Raw genomic sequence first — 17,732 nt, forward strand, 5'->3', positions numbered from 1 at the left:
GCTGAGCCGTATAATTTCCGGTCTTGTGCCGAGCACGGTCAATATTTTCATTGTGTTGGAACCCACCTTTGCTGTCGTTGTTTCATTAAACTGTGGAGTTTAATGAGTGAGATAGCCATCCAGCAAACTGTCTGTGCTCCAGCTAAACGTTCACCTCAACGGTCCGGCATGCTTTCACCCGGACCGTTGTTTTTTGTGGCGTCCAGCCTTGAGCGTTAGCCGCTTCCGCTTGTGCGGATGCGAACGACTCGACACAGGCTTGAGCTTGAGTTTTCGTTTGAGCTTCCGCTTCAACCTGGGTTTCTGTCTGGACTTGGATTTCGGCAGAAGCCCTGACAGCGGAAACCAGTGAATGCGATAGCCCCTGCTGCTGGTGTTGGTGTTGCTCTTACCCTTGCGCTTGCGATTGCGATTGCGCGGTCTGATATGCTTGCGTCTCGCCCGAATGCCACGCTTGCCGTGATGCAGGTCTGGCTGTGGGTCTGGCTGTGGCTCCGGTACAGGAGCGGATGGCTGTGGCAAGCCCGGAATGGCCGCATACTCGATAGGTGGCAGACCAAGCACAGGCAGTTGGCCAACCAGCGATTCGGGAAATTCTCGAATAGTGCTGGTACATGCCTCCGGTATAGCGATGACCTGACGTAGCCCTTCTCCCTCCCGAGTCCATACCGGACCACCCGGCTGCTGAATCAGCGGGAACCACTGCGGATCATGACACACCCATTGGCTGGCCATGACGTGCAGGTTGTTTTGGTAGGAATCAGACCCGTATACACGTGTAGCCGCGCTGTGGTTCCGTACACCAATCCGTTCCACTTCCTCGGGATGTTTGAGCAGATAGCCCACTTTTTCCGCCAGCATATCGCTGTTTCCCGGCTCTACCAAAAACTCAGTATTTCCGGTTGCCTCCATCAGCTCCACCAGTCCGCCCTGCGCAAAGGCCACAACCGGCTTTCCGTAAACCAGCCCCTCCAGTGCCGTCAGACCAAAGCCTTCCTCCACCATGCTCGGGATGACAACCATATCCATCGCGCTATATGCGGTGGATACAGATTCCTCAAATGAGCTGAACTGGAATCGGCGGCTGTAACGGGATTTGCGGATTAAAGAAACGCATTTCACATAATATTCCGAGTCCACCGAGCTGCCGATGATCCAGAAGCGGCAGCTCGAATTCGTTTCACACAGCTTCAGAGCCATTTGAACAAAAGGCAACAGTCCTTTGGCTTCATAGATAAAGGAAGAAATATAACCAATACAGATATGTGATTCCTTCAATCCCAGCTTTTCACGTTTGCGTTTCCGTTGCAGTACATGCTCTTTGTGCGGCGGCATATCCATATCCCGACAAGGAGACAACACCGTATGCGGACGTGTCAGCCCCGCCCCGTGCAAAGGTCGCAAGACGGCTTGCGAAATACCGATGACCCATCGGCTGTAACGCTCGATGATGGAGACCGAGACAGGTGTATGCTCATTCTGGTTAATGACTTCGGTTATTTTCCAGACCACTGGAATATTCAACTCATGGGAAGCCATCGCGGGCATGACGTTCACACAGGTATTGACCAGCACCACATCTGGACGCGCTTGCTGTAGCAACTGAAGCAACGGTGCGTACGAAGCATGGTTTCGCAAATTCTCCGCATCTTGCGCCAATCCCTCATACGGGTTATACATGCCGTGCAGCATGGGCAGGTTCTGAATTTGGACGGTAATCCCGCGCTTGCGGGCAATCGTGGTCAGCCGCCCTTCACCGGGCGTAACCAGAATGCAGTCGAAGTACGTACGAATGTCTACACAAAATTGCAATAACAGCTTCTCCGCTCCCGTAATGCTGCGGACATTGCTGACATGGCTGAATAGCATCATTTTCGGTTTGATCGGAGTTCACCTCCTTTAAAATAGCAATCATCGGGCGTATGAACCGAATTATGGAAATACGATCGACAGCAGCTGGTCAATCCGGTGACCATACGTGTGCTCACGCAGTGTCCGTTCCAGAGCACGCAAGGCAATCTCACGGCGTTCCTTTTCGTGCGTCAAATAAAACTCAATCTTCTCCAGCAGCTCCTGTTGGGAACTATACGTCTCGATCTCTTCTCCCGGCTTGTAAAAACGAGCCAGATCATCCCGTGTGTCGGTCAGTTGCAAGGTGCCGCAGGCAGAAATTTCGAACGTGCGCGGATTCGGCGACGCCCCCGGAATTTTCAGCGCATTGTTATTCACCGAATCATCCTGATGCGAACGATGAAGATTAATGACAATTTTGCTGCCATTATACGTATCATTCGTCTCGACCGGAGACATCCAGCGGCCTATCTCGATTTTGTCTCCGTACGATTGATAATCAGGGAGACGATCCCACCAGATTCCGTTGATTTTAATATTACGAGCCATGAGCTGCGGCATAATTGGATTAAAGAAATAGATGCGATTCCAGTAGGCCGAGCCGGTAAACCCGATTTCACGCCGTACAGAAGCGGGAGAGCTAAGTGGGAAATATTGAGTCAGAAATGCCGCAAAGGGCAAGTAATGTACAGATGAGCAGCCAAGCTGACGGTACATTTCAATGCAATTCAGCTCTAGCGTGAACACATGGTCATAATGCGGGACAATTTGGGTCGTCGTGTCCGTGTAATAGGGATCATCCGTCAGCCAGATGGCGGTCGGAATGCCCAACTGACGTACCGCTTTCACCTGCTCCAGCGGAAGATCCATCCCATCCAGCGCCAGCATCAGATTCGGACGGAGCTGGGTAGCAATATCACCTACGGGCTGACGCGGGTCGGTTACGGTAACCTGAGCCGTCATACTTTGCAACGTGGTGATCACCGCTTCATCCAGTGGAGAATAGGGAAGACCCTTACCGGAGACTACATACAGCACATGGATTTGCCGAAAAGGGAAGACCGCCTTCGTCCGGGCAAGAATCGCATTGGCGCGTCCGCGCAAATAGCCTTCGTCGTATCCGTCACCGAGTCCCGCAGCTCTCCCCTTTTCCCAGGAGGTTGTGGCCGGGTCAAACGGTCCTGTCGTAGATATCGTCATCACTTTCACTCCTCACTGTTTTTGGTGTTTACTTTAGGCCATCGCCTGGTCAAGCAATTCTTCCATACGATTCGTGTACAGATGCTTTTGCATGGTGGTGTGCAGCCCGCGCCAGGCCATGCGTTCACGTTCCCAGTCATGCTTGAGATAGTAGTCCAGCTTGACCTTCAACTCCTCTACTCCACCAAAGGTTTCAATGTCATAGCCTGGTCGGTAATAGCGGTCCAAATCTTTCCGAATGTCCGTCATCTGGAGCGTGCCGCAGGCAGAAATTTCGTAGGTCCGGGGATTAATGGACTCCGCGGATAGCTGATGCGTATTCCGGTTATCCAGTCCGGGGTCCGTTGGACGGTGCAGATTGATAACAATTTTGGAGCCGTTATAATATTTGGCTGTTTCCTCCGGCTCCATGAAGATTGGACGGATAAATCGTTCCAGCACATCCCGTCGGGTCAGCCGATCCCAGTGCCCACCTACGATCAGCACTCTTTTGTCCGCCAAAAAAGGAGCGAGGTGGTCAAACAGCTTCACTCGGTTCCAGAAGGCATTCCCGATGAAGCAAATGTCATGCTGGTGCTCCCGCTCCACCCGCCGGGGATAAAAGATCCGGGCTGACGCAGCAAGCGGCAAATAGTGTACCTGTGCCACTCCCTGATCTCGATAAAACGGCAGGCATGACATCTCGTGCGTAAATACAACATCGTAGGATTGGCAGATCAACGCCGTATCCTCCGTAAAATAGGGATCATCTACAAACCATATGGCTGTCCGAATGCCCAGGCCCCGTATTTGCTGCACCTGCTCCAGATGATCCAGTGGAAAAACATGCAGCCCGTTCATGACCAGCACGAGGTCGGGTCGATGGGCCTCGGCGTCAGCCAGCATCGTGGCAGGAGTACCGATGACCAATTCGCTGCATACTTGGCTTAATGCCTCTTGTACCCCGGTGTCTATAGCGGCGAAGCCTTGTGGAATATACAGCACTTTCAACTGGCGAACCGCAGGCTTCGTAGCCACGACCTGTGACAGAGCAGCCGTGCAACCGCCCATTCTGCGTCCTTCCCGGTAGCCACATCGATAGGCTTCGCGTTCATTTCCGCTTCGTTGATCGTTCACATCCTTCACCCTGTCCTGTTGTAGGATAAACTTCTGTCACTCCTAAACTATATGCGGAGGGGCCAAACGCATCATGGACGACTGCCACTGCCCGGACAAAATTGGCGTTTGCCCGTCCATCTGCCAAACCACAAATAACCCCGAAGCTGTTAGCTTCGGGGGATCAGCGGCAATAGATGATGTTCACAGTTTACTGGGCCTTGTAAGCGACCTGGTGCCCGTCTTCGTAGCCTTTGGCAAAGCCTGAATTGAAGCCCTCGTTATAGGCCGCATCATATCCCTGCTGAAATGCCTGCGGATCATGCTCCAGCACAACAGGCTCGGGCTGTGGATTTTCCGCAGCAGGGGCTGTCGCCGGGTTGGGCTGAGGCTTTTTCTGCCTACGCCGAAGAGAACGACTTCTACGGGCGGAATGAAGCCCTCTTTTACGCCGTCTTAAAGCGAGCAGACGTTTTCTTCTCAGCTTTAATCTTCGGATGCTCGAACGCCGGGTGCTTTTGCGTCTTTTACGGGCTTTTCCCCGCGTGACGCGTTCCCACCTTATTCTCATTTTCATTCCTCCTTAGTTTCCTCGTCGTTGTTTCGTTTTTGGAACAGGTAGCTGGAGCCACGGCTGAGTCGGTTTACCATACACCTGCCGTCTTAATGGTATGCCCGCCAACATCTGCGTGATTTTCCCCTGGTAGTTGCTGAGCACACGAATGGTTTCTTCCAGACGGGTAGCGGACATATCCGCATGGGGCGTCAAGTCCGCAAGACTGCTCAGCATCCGAGCAACGGCGTGCTGGCTGGTAGCAATGGACTCCATCATATCCAGCTTGATCTCACGTTCGCGCCTCATGCTCATTAGCTCATATCCCCCGGTCCCATTCCTCCCATCATCCCTTCCATTCCGCCACCTTGCTGCTCATCCTGATCCAGTAATGCCTTGAGATTACTGCACAGTCCGGTTTGAAGCCGGGTTAAACCCTCCAGCATTTCCACCATCTGCTCATGAATTTCCAAAGGCCGTCCCAATTGTTCTTCATCCGTGTCAAATGCGCGAGGCTCCAGATGATTCAGCGTCCAATTACGCATTTTTTCGGCTTCTACCGCCTTGGCCTCCAGGATCATGGACACATTCCATTGCATTTTGGAGGCTGCGTCCAGCATATGAATCATTGCTTTTTCCCTACTCATGTGTTCACTCCCTGCCCTCGGTTGGTACGTTACTCCTCGTCCGGGTATGCCGTCTCTTTCACGACACGAACGAGCATTTCAGCCATTGCTTCCTGAAGATCGGCAATACCGTTCAAGTAGGCAACAATGCTTTTGTTTACTTGTCCCGAGCTGTCGAGAATGCCCGGAATTCCATCAAAACGCGGCTCTTCGTCCGGCAGTTCATGTATGATCTGCGACATGCGCACGACCACCTGCCGTTCCGCATCCAACAGCCTTGACATCTGCTGCTGCGAGTGCGAAATATGGATCAGCAAATCATCTACCTGGTTATGCATAAGCCCCTCCTTTATGTGCTCCGCCGTGCGGAACGCACGAATTGCCTACGGGCTTTCCGCTACTACAGCGTATGCCGCAACGAGTAGTCGGTTCCGCCTAAAAGCGCCTATTCCGATCATTACAAATGCCCGTGCAGCACTGGCGGAGCAATAATGGGCTGCTCCTCCGTCAAAGCCGATAAATCTCCGGGGGCCAACAGCCGAATCCGGTAGTCAGCCGCCAGCCAGCTCATGGCGGCATAGGGGGTAAGGAACGGCCTTTTCCAGCCGTTCCCGATTTGATACAGTTGCCCGCCTTCGACATAAAGGACCTCAATCCATCGCATGCGTTGAGCCGGAATATGAAGTGTAGGCAGTGCGGGCATGTTCTCCAGTTCCGGGGCTGCCAGCACAGGTGCATACTCGCCGGGAATATGCACAGTTTCCACATTTTGCAGAACACCTGGCTGTGCAGTTACGGGTGCATCCGCGACATCGGAAATCATCACCTCCGGCTTCGGCACCAACGGAAGTGCCATTAGATCAAGCTGTGACACCCTGACCGGGGCAACGTCTTCGACTCCTGCACCCCTGACTCCATGCAGAAGCCGCCTTCTCCCCGGCTCCAGCCGATATATTGCACCAGATGGTCCCTTAACGAGCGCTCCAATGGGATAAAAGGTTGCCGCCGACACGTGTCTGGCCTTGGTTGGCGATATCTGGCTGTCCAGCTCTGCTGTGCCGAATTTCAGGCTGTGGAGCAGCTTATCCGCATCCCCCCATTTTCGTACAAAAAAGGATCGGTTCCGGCTGCTTTCCTCCGTCAAACCGCCTTCTCCGGTCGTCTGGGGAGAGGCATAAGCCGTATCCCGATCACTTTCCGTGCAATGGATAAAAGCATCTCCCGCAATGGCCAGACGTGTCCCCAACAAGCGTACACGCAGCAGCCAATCTGCATCTGCTTCCTGACCGCTGTGACAGCCTTCGTCCCAGTACCCCGTCTTTTCCAGCGTCTCTCTGCTCAGCAGTAAACAAAATCCGGCCAGGCTTTCGGTTTCCCGCCATGCAGCCGGATTGGAAACATTATGAGAAATGGCGAAAAGACGTGCTTCATTTTCGTTCGTATAAGGTGCCTCAATCTGTTGCTCTCCGAACGGACCGTTCGTTACAGGTCCGACGACACCAATACGTGGATCACTGTGCAAGCACTCTAGCAGTCGATCCAGCCAGTCTGGCGTTACCAGCGCATTGGGGTCCAGCACCACAATGGTCGTGCCTTTCGCCATCATCAGTCCCTGATTCAAGCTGCCTGTCAAATGAGTATCCCTTTTTAACAGTGCATAACGCACAGCGATGCTTTTACGCAGCAGATAGGTGCGTGTCCCGTCCGTTGAGCCGCAATCCACCACGATGATTTCATGCGGACAGCTTGTATTTTCCTCAATACGATCAATACAGGTGCGAAGCCGATGAAGCTGATTATAGGACGGAATGATAATACTGACGCCTTCAAAGACTTTGCCGAACGAAGCCTGGCCCAATCTGCTGCCCTGCTCCCGACCCCTTTTATATCCCGCCCAATAGCCTTTCTTACTGAGCCGCTTGCTGTGTTTCCTTTTTATACTCAGGCGTTTCATGCCGTTCACTCCTCCGGGTGGCATTATGTCCATACTATATGCCTAGCCCGGCTGGATGGTGTATCGCTGAGATCAGGGCAGAAGCCCTTTCATTTTTACCCCGGCTTCCTGAAGGGAATCGAAGGTCCCCGCATCGCTCCAATACCGCCGCAAAATATCGTATTCAAGCTTGCCCTCAGCCGCATAACAGTTGTTAACATCCGTGATTTCAAGCTCACCACGCGCCGAAGGCGTAATTTGCCGGATCTTATCGAACACGGTGGTATCATACATGTAGATGCCAGTTACACAATATCTGGACTGGGGATGCTGCGGCTTTTCTTCAATCCGCGCAATGCTCTCCGGCCGCTCGAGATCAAACACGGGTACTCCGTAGCGATGGGCATCTGCCACCTTTTTTAACAATACTCTGGCGCTCCCCGGAGGCTGCTGCCCGAACCGTTCAATAACAGGTCCCAGATCTTCCTTGAACAAATTATCACCCAGCAAAACAGTGAATTTTTCTCCTGGCTCCATGTAGCTTTTCGCCAGTTCCAGTGCTTCCGCAATGCCGCCCGCCTTTTCCTGAATCCGGTACGTCAGTTGGACACCATAATTGCTGCCACTACCCAGAAAATCGGTGTACAGCCCGGCCGATTGTTTGCCAATAATAAGAAGCATATCGGTAATTCCCGCCTGTCGCAGTCTTTCGATACCATACACGATCATGGGATACTTGCCGACCGGAAGCAGATGCTTGTTGAGTAATGAAGTCAACGGATGAAGGCGCGATCCGGTTCCTCCTGCGAGAATAACCCCTTTCATATCTTCCTTCCTCCTTCGACAGCATGTTCGGTGCCTAAAGCTCCGCTATTTCCAGTCTCAATAAACGCCCTGGGGTCTATGTTCCATTTGTCCATAAACAAACGATGATTCCGCTCAATCAGCCCTTCAACCCAGGCAGATTCCGAGCGTGAAAAGCTCGCACTCCCCTGGTGATAGACAAAACAGTCACTGCACATCAATAGCTTGTAGCCATGTACACGTGCGCGCAGACAATAATCGTCATCCTCATAATGCCCGGGGTTAAACCGTTCATCCAGTAATCCGATCCGTTCCATCAGCTCACGCCGGAACATCAGACAAAACCCGACCAGACGCTTGACCTCCTGCCATCTGGACGGATTACTTGCATTATTCTGCTCTGCAAACTGGAGACAGCTATCCAAATCCCCTGCTAATCCGTCAATCTGCTGAGTACCGCTAGCATAATTCGTCACTGGTCCCACCAGTCCCACTGTGCTTTGGCTCCGCAATGCAACCAGCATATTGGATAACCATCCCCGTGTAACCGTCACATCATTATTCAAAATGACGAGCTGATCACCCGAAGCCAGCCGAAACCCTTGATTACAAGCTGCCGGAAAACCCCGGTTTTCGGGGAGACGGATGCTGATCAGCCGCTCGGCTTCACAAAAATCATCCGTTCCGTCATTTGAAGCGTTGTCCGCAACAATAATTTCATAAGGCACATCTGTCGTATGTGTCCGAATCGCCTCAATACACGGCTTGAGCAGGTGCAAACCGTTATAGGTCGGAATAATAATGCTCGTCAGACTCATCGTGCATTCCTCCCTTTAGCGACGTCGGCCCGTGTTGGAACAGGTCCCAACGGGAAAGCTCCGGCTACCTGAAACACCGCAGCCAGTGCCTCCGCATGATCGCCGACGATCAATTGCTCCATGGCATTCCCTTTGCCGATATTGATAGTCCGTTTGCGGTTTGTTCCAATGACGTCTACGGCATGTACTGCCGTCACCTTCATACCGTGCAGTATCGCCATAGCGTGGGCTTTCGGCGGAACAGCGAGCATAGCCGGACCGAGCAGCTCCAGCGAACGTCGTGATAACGCGTGCGGCACAGCGGTCAAGGAGCTTGCTCCCAGATCCGGCCTGCGCAGCACGCGGTTCAGGAACCCTTTGCACCGGGTCACGCTGTCCTGCCGGAAGTAAGGTGGCAAATGTCTGCTCAGATCATTAAGTGCCACGTCCGTTCCTTGATCCACTGCATAGAGGAACGGCAGCAAGTCAAACGCAGGAATCGGCAGATCCCCGTCTACGAACAATACGATTTCAGCCTGCGTCATACGTGCGCCTACCGCCCGTCCGACATCATGCCCGAGCCGAGTCGGCACGCTGACGAGAGTCACACCCGGATGATGCTTCGCTACTATAGAACGTGTGCCATCCGTGCAACCGTTCAATACGACGATGATGTCCGTAAGAGGCAGCTTTTCCAGCTCGCTCAGCACCCCGCCAATCGTAGATTCCTCGTTGCAGGCGCTGACCACTGCGGCGGCTGTCCCTCGCAGCAGCATATCCCCGGGCAATGCCCGTACCTCCAGCGGATTTGCTTCGGTCATTTTCCCCCGCCGGGGCGCGGGTTTCCTCACCCTGCGGCTATCCATCATAGTCGTCGTTCCATGTCTTCGCTGTACACGTCGTATGCCCCGGCTTCGGTCATCACGCCTCCCTTTTCGATACGTTCTGCTCACGGCCTCACCTCGTTTCTGATCCGTTTGCGCTTCAAATCCGTATATCCTGCACGCGTTCCCAAATGTGATGTAAGCCAGGCAATCGCGTCAAGATGATCCTGTACGACCACATCCACAAGCGGATCCCTGCCGTTCATTTTTTTGCGGGTCGCATTCACTTTACCCACGGCTATTCCACGAACAGTCACCACCCGCAAGCCGGAGGTAATCGTCATGGCCTGAAATAACGGAGGTTTCTCTAAGGGCTTTAGACCTATTTTATTTAAGGCCTTTCGACTTATGGCATGCGGAATTCCAGTCATGGATGCCCCTCCTAAATCAGCACGGTTCGACAAAATATTCAATACATGCTTTGCTTCAACCACAGGATGCACCGACGTACGGTCTACTGGCCCATGATAATCATTCAGTGCAACATCCGCTCCCGCACATACGGCTTGTATGAATGGCTTGAGTCTGACGCAGGGAATAACGATATCACCATCCAGAAAAAGCAGTACCTGCCCGGAAGCCGCTTCCGCTCCAATACGGCGACCAATATCATGCCCCAAGGGTTGCGGAAAGGAAAGCACTCGCGCGCCCGCCGCTTTTGCCGCCTTGGCCGTCCTGTCGCTTGATCCGTTCTCGACGACGATGACCTCGGTATGTGGATGAACATGGCGTGCCTCACGGACTACAGCCCCGATCGTTTTTTGCTCATTCATAGCCGGAATGATGACGGATACGAGCAATTTTCCCGCCGAAGACGAACCGGGTGGCCGTTCTTCACCTGTCTGTACTTCTGCTTCTGTGCCTGGTCCCCTCCTTGTTACAGGGGTTGGGGTGATATGCACGGATGGCGTTCGTACAGGCAGCCACACCTTCGGGTAGGGGTCATGCGCATTGGAATGCCGCCTGCGATTGGCCTTGAATCCAAATCTTGCCTGCTTCCTCATGCTCCCACCTCACCTCCCTTGCTGCTGTATGGATAGACAGCATAATTAGGACAGTTCAACATAACCTATGCGCTCTAAAACCCGTGTGTAACGGCAAGCGTGGAGTCTTTTCGACAAAGCAATTTTCGACTTTATTTTACATTTCTTATTAATCCTATTAAATAAATGAGTTATTAGGGTCTAAAGAATCATTTTGGATAAATTTGTGACATACATCTTCTCGTCCGTCATTCTCTGTGCTAATATCAGAGCCAGATGATGGGAGTTCAAAAAGTCAACATTTGTTTTTTTTGCATAAGACAACTTTTTTCCATTATCCGCCTTTATTCCACTTTTACTTATACGACAGGAAAGGAGGAGTTTGTCACCTTTTCAGACTGTAAGCTTCACATGCAGTACCCTCTTTTCACGCACGCTTCATGAAAGACACTTCGGTTTTTCTTCTTCACGTTCCATTTTCTTCATGTTCCAGACGACAACACGACCAACATAAACGGCGCAATGCCTATTTCTTAACAGGATGGTCTTCATCCTGACATTAACCGGGGAGAGTGAATTTTAAATGAAAAAAGTATGGGTTTCGCTTCTTGGAGGAGCTATGTTATTAGGGTCGGTAGCGTCTGGTGCATCTGCGGAAAGTTCCGTTTCAGAGCCAAGTCAGCTTACGCCAACCTTCCACACCGAGCAATGGAAGGCCCCTTCATCGGTGTCGGGTGACGACATTGTATGGAGTTATTTGAATCGACAAAAGAAAACGTTGCTAGGTGCGGACAGCACCAGTGTCCGTGAGCAATTTCGCATTATTGATCGCACGAGCGACAAATCCGGTGTAAGTCATTATCGGCTGAAACAGTATGTGAACGGGATTCCCGTATATGGAGCTGAACAGACAATTCATGTGGCCAAGTCTGGTGAAGTCACCTCTTATCTGGGCGCCGTGATTACTGAGGATCAGCAGCAAGAAGCTACGGAAGGTACAACTCCGAAAATCAGCGCTACCAAGGCCGTATATACCGCTTATGAAGAAGCCGCTACACGGATTCAAGCCCTCCCTTCCTTCGATGATACGATCTCTAAAGATGCTAAGGAGCAAAGCAGTGTAAGTAAAGACACTTACGCGGAAGCTGCTAACAACGAACAAACTACCTCTATTGATAAGGACAAGCTGAGTCTTGAAAAAGCTGCTGATTTGAAGGACAGCAAAATTGAAGCTGTAGAAGCACAAAGTTCCATCGCTAAAATCGCCAATTTACAGCCTGAAGTAGATCCTAAAGCTGAGCTGTACTTCTATCCTACTGGCGATACAACGCGTCTGGTTTATGTAACAGAAGTTAATATTTTGGAGCCTGCGCCGCTGCGTACACGCTACATCATTGATGCCAATGATGGCAAGATCGTATTCCAGTATGACATCATTAATGAAGCGACGGGCACAGGTAAAGGTGTGCTTGGTGATACCAAGTCGTTCAACACTACGCAGTCCGGAAGCAGCTATCAGTTAAAAGACACAACACGCGGTAACGGAATCGTGACCTACACGGCCTCCAATCGTCAGTCCATTCCAGGTACACTCCTGACGGATGCCGATAACGTATGGAATGATCCAGCCGGCGTAGATGCTCATGCTTATGCGGCCAAAACATACGATTACTATAAGGACAAATTCGGACGCAACAGTATTGACGGGCGTGGCCTGCAACTCCGTTCGACAGTCCATTACGGCAGCCGCTACAACAACGCCTTCTGGAACGGCTCCCAAATGACTTATGGAGACGGGGACGGTACCACATTTATCGCTTTCAGTGGTGATCCCGATGTAGTTGGTCATGAACTCACGCACGGTGTTACAGAGTATACTTCGAATTTGGATTATTACGGGGAATCCGGTGCGTTGAACGAGTCCTTCTCGGACATCATCGGCAATGACATCCAGCGCAAAAACTGGCTTGTAGGCGATGATATTTATACGCCAAGCATTGCGGGTGATGCTCTGCGCTCTATGTCTAACCCTACCCTGTACGATCAACCAGACCACTATTCCAACTTGTATAAAGGCAGCTCGGATAACGGTGGCGTTCATACCAACAGCGGCATTATTAATAAAGCATATTATCTGTTGGCACAAGGTGGTACCTTCCATAACGTAACTGTAAGTGGAATTGGTCGCGACGCAGCTGTCCAAATTTACTATAGTGCCTTTACGAACTACCTGACTTCTACTTCCAACTTCTCCAATACACGCGCCGCTGTGGTGCAAGCAGCAAAAGACCTTTACGGTGCGAATTCAGCGCAAGCAACCGCAGCCGCCAAATCTTTTGACGCTGTAGGAGTTAACTAAATCATAATTGCAATCCCTCTTATTCATCCTCGTCCATAGACCATTGTCGTTGTGCAGCTGTCATCCAACCCAGCTCATAAAATGGACGAAAAAATAGGGGTGCAGTGTACAAGTCTGCGCCCCTTCCCCCTTATGTATGGCGTCCTCCAGCGGGACGCTCTTTTTTTGTCTACATAGCGGATGCTCTAAAACCAGTGTGCTATGGCCATTGCGGAATCATTAACACTTCAACAAGACTATTTTCGATCAATTTCGACTAAATAAGACAAACACAATCTAAATAAGGGTCTTTAGTCTCATTTTGGAGTAATTTGTAATATACATCTTCTCGTCTTACATTCTCTGTGCTAATATCAGAGCCAAGACGATGTAATCACAAAAAAATAAAACTTGTTTTTTTGCATAAGTTTATTTTTTCATGATCTTCACGTTTTAAAAAGCAGCAAGACCTACATACATGGCGCCATGCCTAAAAAACAAAACAGGATGCACATCATCCTGACCTAAATTTGGGGAGAGTGGTTTAATGAAAAAAGTATGGGTTTCACTTCTTGGAGGAGCTATGTTATTAGGGGCTGTAGCACCTGGTGCCTCAGCAGCGGAGAATTCTGTTCCCGATCCTACTCAGCTTACACCTACCTTTCACGCAGAACAATGGAAGGCTCCTTCATCCGTATCGGGTGACAATATTGTATGGAGTTATTTGAATCGACAAAAGAAAACGCTGCTAGGTGCAGACAGCACCAGTGTCCGTGAGCAATTTCGCATTATTGATCGCACGAGCGACAAATCCGGTGTAAACCATTATCGATTGAAGCAGTATGTAAACGGGGTTCCCGTATATGGAGCTGAGCAGACCATCCATGTGAATAAGTCCGGTAAAGTCACCTCTTATCTGGGCGCCGTCATTTCGGAGGATCAACAACAAGATGCCACTGAAGACACCACTCCAAAAATTAGCGCTACCCAGGCCGTCTATACCGCGTATGAAGAAGCCGCTATACGGATTCAATCCTACCCTTCCGTCACCGATAACGTTACTGAGGGTAGTCAGGGTCAAGGCAGTGTAAGTAAAGACACTTACGGAGAAGCATCTAACAACGAAACATCCATCTCGGAACAAATTTCTATTGCCAAAATCGCCAATCTGGAGCCAAGTGTAGAACCTAATGCAGAACTGTACATCTATCCTGACGGTGAGACTACACGGCTGGTTTATGTGACAGAGGTTAATATTCTGGAGCCTGCACCTTTGCGTACACGCTACTTTATTGATGCCAAAGACGGAAAAATCGTATTCCAGTATGACATCCTCAACTACGCAACGGGCAACGGCCGCGGCGTGGATGGTGTAATGAAATCGTTCACGACTACAGCTTCCGGCAACGGATATCAGTTGAAAGACTCAACACGCAGTAACGGAATCCTAACCTACACCGCTGCCAACCGTCAGACGACGCCGGGTACTATTTTGACGGATGCGGATAATGTATGGGATGATCCGGCGGCTGTTGATGCCCATGCCTACGCTATTAGAACCTACGATTATTATAAAAATAAATTTGGTCGCGACAGCATTGATGGACGTGGCATGCAAATCCGTTCGACCGTCCATTACGGCAAAAAATATAACAACGCCTTCTGGAACGGCTCTCAAATGACATACGGCGACGGCGACGGTAAATTATTTACCTTTTTCAGCGGTGATCCCGATGTCGTGGGGCATGAACTCACCCACGGTGTCACAGAATTCACCTCCAATCTGGAGTATTACGGTGAATCTGGTGCGCTGAATGAAGCCTTCTCAGATATTATTGGTAATGATATGGATGGAAGCAACTGGCTCCTTGGCGATGGCATTTATACGCCTAACATTCCGGGCGACGCTCTGCGCTCTCTATCCGACCCTACAAAATATGGCCAGCCGGATCACTATTCCAATTTTTACCCGGACCCTAACAATGATGATGAAGGCGGAGTCCATACGAATAGCGGTATTATCAACAAAGCCTATTATTTGCTGGCACAAGGCGGTACGTCCCATGGTGTAACGGTAACCGGTATCGGACGCGAAGCAGCTGTATACATCTACTATAATGCCTTTACGAACTATTTGACCTCTACCTCCAACTTCTCTAACGCGCGGGCTGCTGTTATACAGGCGGCCAAGGATTTCTATGGTGCTGATTCGCTAGCAGTAACTAGCGCTATTCAATCCTTTGATGCTGTAGGAATCAAGTAAATCATATTCCGTATTCCTCGCAATTGTTCCTCATTCAGTAGACAGAAGCCTGTTGTGTGGCTATCATCTGATCCTACTCATAAGCGAACCAAAAATAGGGGTGCAGTGTAAGTCTGTACCCCTTCCTCCTTGAGTCTATGGCGTCCCGTTCAACGGGATGCCCTTTTTTTCATCGTGATGCCTGTTCGACTATATGATTTTCGATTAATTCGACGAAATATGACAAAAAAATTAATATTTTGGGACTATCGAATCATTTTGGAGTTATTTGTAAGATAAATCTTCTCGTTCGACAATCTCTGTGCTAATATCAAAGCTTAGAAGATAGAATGGAAAAAAAATAATCCCCATTTTTTTGCATAAGGTAATTTCTTTCCATACTCTTCGCATTCCTATCCATAATCTTTACGTTTCAAAGGAGCAACAAGACCTACATACATGGCAAAATGCCTATTCAACAGGATGATTTTCATCCTCACATTAACTTGGGAGAGTGAGTATTTAATGAAAAAAGTATGGGTTTCACTTCTTGGAGGAGCTATGCTATTAGGAGCAGTAGCACCCGGAGCATCCGCAGCGGAGAATTCTGTTGCCGAGCCCACTCAGTTTACGCCAACATTTCAAACGGTAGACTGGAAATCTCCTTCATCGCTATCAGGTGACAATCTGGTCTGGAGCTTTTTAAATCGACAACAGAAAAAATTAATGAGTATGGACAACACCAACAGCCGCACCAGTGCCCGTGAGCAATTTCGGATCGTGGATCGAACCAGTGATAAATTCGGTACGCAACATTATCGCCTAAAACAGTATGTGGATGGCATCCCCGTATTTGGTGCTGAACAGACGATCCATGTGAATAAGGCTGGTAAAATTACTTCTTATCTGGGAGCTGTCATTTCAGAAGATCAGCAAGCGGACGCTAAAGAAAATACAACTCCAAAAATCAGCGCTACTGAGGCCGTATATACTGCGTATGAAGATGCAGCTACACGCGTTCACTCTCTCTCTTCCTCTGCTAATACCGTTGCTGAACCTTCCGAGGACGTTAGCAGTGTAAGTAAAGACACCTACGCAGAAGCATCTAACAACGAAGGATATCCCTCTATTGACAAGGATAAGCTGGATCTGGAAAAAGAAGCTGAACTGAAAAATAGTAAATTGGAAGCCGTAGAGCCTGCATCTGCACCTACCGCCAAAATCGCCAATCTGGAACCAAACGTGGATCCTAAGGCAGAGCTGTACATCTATCCTGATGGAGACACAACACGTCTGGTTTATGTAACGGAAGTTAATATTTTGCAGCCTACTTTACTGCGCACACGTTACTTTATTGATGCTAATGACGGCAAAATCGTGTTCAAGTATGACATCCTCAATGAAGTAATCGGCACAGGTCGTGGTGTACTCGGGGATACCAAAACGTTCGAAACAACGGCTTCCGGTAAAAAGTACCAATTGAAGGATGCGACTCGTGGTAAAGGCATCTTAACTTACAATGTTCACAATACCGAGACGCTTCCAGGCACCCTTTATACAAGTACAGATAACATATGGAAAGATCCGGCTGCGGTGGATGCCCATGCTTATGCCATTCGCACCTATGATTATTATAAAGAAAAATTTGGTCGCGACAGCATCGACGGACGTGGCATGGCTATTGCCTCGGCAGTCCATTATGGGGATAAGAACTACAATAATGCCCACTGGGGCGGCACCCATATGCTATACGGAGACGGTGACGGCACGTTATTTGCCCCTTTCAGCAGCGACCTTGAAATTGTTGCTCACGAGTTGACTCACGGCGTGACCGAGCATTCATCCGGGCTGGTGTATTTCGCTGAATCTGGCGCACTGAGTGAAAGCATTTCGGATATTATCGGTAACGACATTGAGCGTACCAACTGGGATTTTGGCAAAGTCGCTTATACACCAAAAATTAAGGGTGACGCAATCCGCTCCCTTTCCGATCCTGTCAAATACGGTCAGGTAGATCACTACAGCAATTTTGATACCGACCCTAATAACGAGGATTATGGTGGTACCCACACTAATAGCGGCATTATTAACAAAGCCTACTATCTGCTGGCACAAGGCGGCACCTTCCATGGTGTCAAGGTAGATGGAATCGGACGTGATGCAGCCGTATATATTTACTATAATGCCTTTACAAATTACCTGACCTCCACCTCTAACTTCTCCACCGCACGCGCCGCCGTTATTCAGGCAGCCAAGGACAGCTATGGTGAAAATTCAATAGCAGTCATTTCTGCCATTAAGTCCTTTGACGCTGTAGGTGTGAAATAAGTTGAGCTTAAACAAGCAATCTTCTGGCTCTACTTAAGATGTACAAAAAGAGGGCGATATTACCATTACAAGTGTGCCCTCTTTCCCCTCATGTATAC

Annotated in this window: 15 protein-coding genes; 3 read left to right on the forward strand and 12 right to left on the reverse strand. The window is 50.0% G+C overall.

Annotation, left to right across the window (positions count from 1 at the left end; genetic code table 11):
• Positions 1 to 174 precede the first annotated feature (174 nt).
• The 12 genes from QD47_RS08735 to QD47_RS08790 all read right to left on the reverse strand — a co-directional run bounded on the left by QD47_RS08735 (position 175) and on the right by QD47_RS08790 (position 10,747).
• Positions 175 to 1,872 (reverse strand): glycosyltransferase family 4 protein, encoded by a 1,698-nt coding sequence (locus QD47_RS08735; RefSeq protein ID WP_044645763.1) that lies wholly within the window; start codon positions 1,870 to 1,872, stop codon positions 175 to 177.
• Positions 1,873 to 1,932: 60 nt separating this feature from the next.
• Positions 1,933 to 3,051 (reverse strand): CgeB family protein, encoded by a 1,119-nt coding sequence (locus tag QD47_RS08740; RefSeq protein ID WP_044645764.1) that lies wholly within the window; start codon positions 3,049 to 3,051, stop codon positions 1,933 to 1,935.
• 33 nt (positions 3,052 to 3,084) lie between these two features.
• Positions 3,085 to 4,176 (reverse strand): CgeB family protein, encoded by a 1,092-nt coding sequence (locus QD47_RS08745; protein ID WP_044645765.1) that lies wholly within the window; start codon positions 4,174 to 4,176, stop codon positions 3,085 to 3,087.
• A gap of 181 nt (positions 4,177 to 4,357) precedes the next feature.
• Complete coding sequence (locus tag QD47_RS08750) at positions 4,358 to 4,717, reverse strand: FliH/SctL family protein (RefSeq protein WP_044645766.1); 360 nt, start codon at positions 4,715 to 4,717, stop codon at positions 4,358 to 4,360.
• A gap of 12 nt (positions 4,718 to 4,729) precedes the next feature.
• Entirely contained in the window at positions 4,730 to 5,014 is a 285-nt protein-coding gene (locus tag QD47_RS08755; protein ID WP_044645767.1) for a hypothetical protein, read from the reverse strand.
• The gene (locus QD47_RS08760) at positions 5,014 to 5,346 is read right to left on the reverse strand and encodes a hypothetical protein (protein ID WP_025684989.1); all 333 of its coding nucleotides are present in this window, start codon (positions 5,344 to 5,346) and stop codon (positions 5,014 to 5,016) included. Before QD47_RS08760 ends, QD47_RS08755 begins: the two co-directional genes overlap by 1 nt.
• A 29-nt stretch (positions 5,347 to 5,375) precedes the next feature.
• Positions 5,376 to 5,663, reverse strand: coding sequence for a hypothetical protein (locus tag QD47_RS08765; RefSeq protein ID WP_025684990.1), 288 nt, complete (start codon positions 5,661 to 5,663; stop codon positions 5,376 to 5,378).
• Between the two features lie 119 nt (positions 5,664 to 5,782).
• Complete coding sequence (locus QD47_RS08770; RefSeq protein ID WP_044645768.1) at positions 5,783 to 7,279, reverse strand: glycosyltransferase family 2 protein; 1,497 nt, start codon at positions 7,277 to 7,279, stop codon at positions 5,783 to 5,785.
• Positions 7,280 to 7,351: 72 nt separating this feature from the next.
• Positions 7,352 to 8,083: a sugar phosphate nucleotidyltransferase gene (locus tag QD47_RS08775; RefSeq protein ID WP_044645769.1), complete on the reverse strand. Its 732-nt coding sequence runs from the start codon at positions 8,081 to 8,083 to the stop codon at positions 7,352 to 7,354.
• A complete protein-coding gene (locus tag QD47_RS08780) occupies positions 8,080 to 8,880 on the reverse strand; it encodes a glycosyltransferase family 2 protein (protein ID WP_044645770.1) in 801 nt (266 codons plus the stop codon). The genes QD47_RS08775 and QD47_RS08780 overlap by 4 nt, the downstream gene beginning before the upstream one ends.
• Positions 8,877 to 9,812, reverse strand: coding sequence for a glycosyltransferase family 2 protein (locus QD47_RS08785; RefSeq protein WP_044645771.1), 936 nt, complete (start codon positions 9,810 to 9,812; stop codon positions 8,877 to 8,879). The genes QD47_RS08780 and QD47_RS08785 overlap by 4 nt, the downstream gene beginning before the upstream one ends.
• Positions 9,809 to 10,747, reverse strand: coding sequence for a glycosyltransferase family 2 protein (locus QD47_RS08790; protein WP_044645772.1), 939 nt, complete (start codon positions 10,745 to 10,747; stop codon positions 9,809 to 9,811). The genes QD47_RS08785 and QD47_RS08790 overlap by 4 nt, the downstream gene beginning before the upstream one ends.
• Before the next feature lie 562 nt (positions 10,748 to 11,309).
• Between QD47_RS08790 and QD47_RS08795 the strand changes: the two genes are divergently transcribed.
• The 3 genes from QD47_RS08795 to QD47_RS08805 all read left to right on the forward strand — a co-directional run bounded on the left by QD47_RS08795 (position 11,310) and on the right by QD47_RS08805 (position 17,634).
• A complete protein-coding gene (locus QD47_RS08795; protein ID WP_044645773.1) occupies positions 11,310 to 13,085 on the forward strand; it encodes a M4 family metallopeptidase in 1,776 nt (591 codons plus the stop codon).
• Between the two features lie 526 nt (positions 13,086 to 13,611).
• Positions 13,612 to 15,327 carry a M4 family metallopeptidase gene (locus tag QD47_RS08800; protein WP_044645774.1) on the forward strand — a complete coding sequence of 572 codons (1,716 nt, stop codon included), beginning with the start codon at positions 13,612 to 13,614 and terminating at the stop codon, positions 15,325 to 15,327.
• 504 nt (positions 15,328 to 15,831) lie between these two features.
• Positions 15,832 to 17,634: a M4 family metallopeptidase gene (locus QD47_RS08805; protein WP_044645775.1), complete on the forward strand. Its 1,803-nt coding sequence runs from the start codon at positions 15,832 to 15,834 to the stop codon at positions 17,632 to 17,634.
• Positions 17,635 to 17,732 lie beyond the last annotated feature (98 nt).

The organism is Paenibacillus terrae, assembly GCF_000943545.1.
Lineage (GTDB): Bacteria > Bacillota > Bacilli > Paenibacillales > Paenibacillaceae > Paenibacillus > Paenibacillus terrae_A.

Bases quoted from the DNA above. Each gene is read 5' to 3' on its own strand.
- QD47_RS08790 (WP_044645772.1), bottom strand. From the start codon at position 10,747: ATGAGGAAGCAGGCAAGATTTGGATTCAAGGCCAATCGCAGGCGGCAT.
- QD47_RS08775 (WP_044645769.1), bottom strand. From the start codon at position 8,083: ATGAAAGGGGTTATTCTCGCAGGAGGAACCGGATCGCGCCTTCATCCG.
- QD47_RS08755 (WP_044645767.1), bottom strand. From the start codon at position 5,014: ATGAGCATGAGGCGCGAACGTGAGATCAAGCTGGATATGATGGAGTCC.
- QD47_RS08780 (WP_044645770.1), bottom strand. From the start codon at position 8,880: ATGAGTCTGACGAGCATTATTATTCCGACCTATAACGGTTTGCACCTG.
- QD47_RS08750 (WP_044645766.1), bottom strand. From the start codon at position 4,717: ATGAGAATAAGGTGGGAACGCGTCACGCGGGGAAAAGCCCGTAAAAGA.
- QD47_RS08765 (WP_025684990.1), bottom strand. From the start codon at position 5,663: ATGCATAACCAGGTAGATGATTTGCTGATCCATATTTCGCACTCGCAG.
- QD47_RS08795 (WP_044645773.1), top strand. From the start codon at position 11,310: ATGAAAAAAGTATGGGTTTCGCTTCTTGGAGGAGCTATGTTATTAGGG.
- QD47_RS08800 (WP_044645774.1), top strand. From the start codon at position 13,612: ATGAAAAAAGTATGGGTTTCACTTCTTGGAGGAGCTATGTTATTAGGG.
- QD47_RS08770 (WP_044645768.1), bottom strand. From the start codon at position 7,279: ATGAAACGCCTGAGTATAAAAAGGAAACACAGCAAGCGGCTCAGTAAG.
- QD47_RS08740 (WP_044645764.1), bottom strand. From the start codon at position 3,051: ATGACGATATCTACGACAGGACCGTTTGACCCGGCCACAACCTCCTGG.
- QD47_RS08760 (WP_025684989.1), bottom strand. From the start codon at position 5,346: ATGAGTAGGGAAAAAGCAATGATTCATATGCTGGACGCAGCCTCCAAA.
- QD47_RS08735 (WP_044645763.1), bottom strand. From the start codon at position 1,872: ATGATGCTATTCAGCCATGTCAGCAATGTCCGCAGCATTACGGGAGCG.
- QD47_RS08805 (WP_044645775.1), top strand. From the start codon at position 15,832: ATGAAAAAAGTATGGGTTTCACTTCTTGGAGGAGCTATGCTATTAGGA.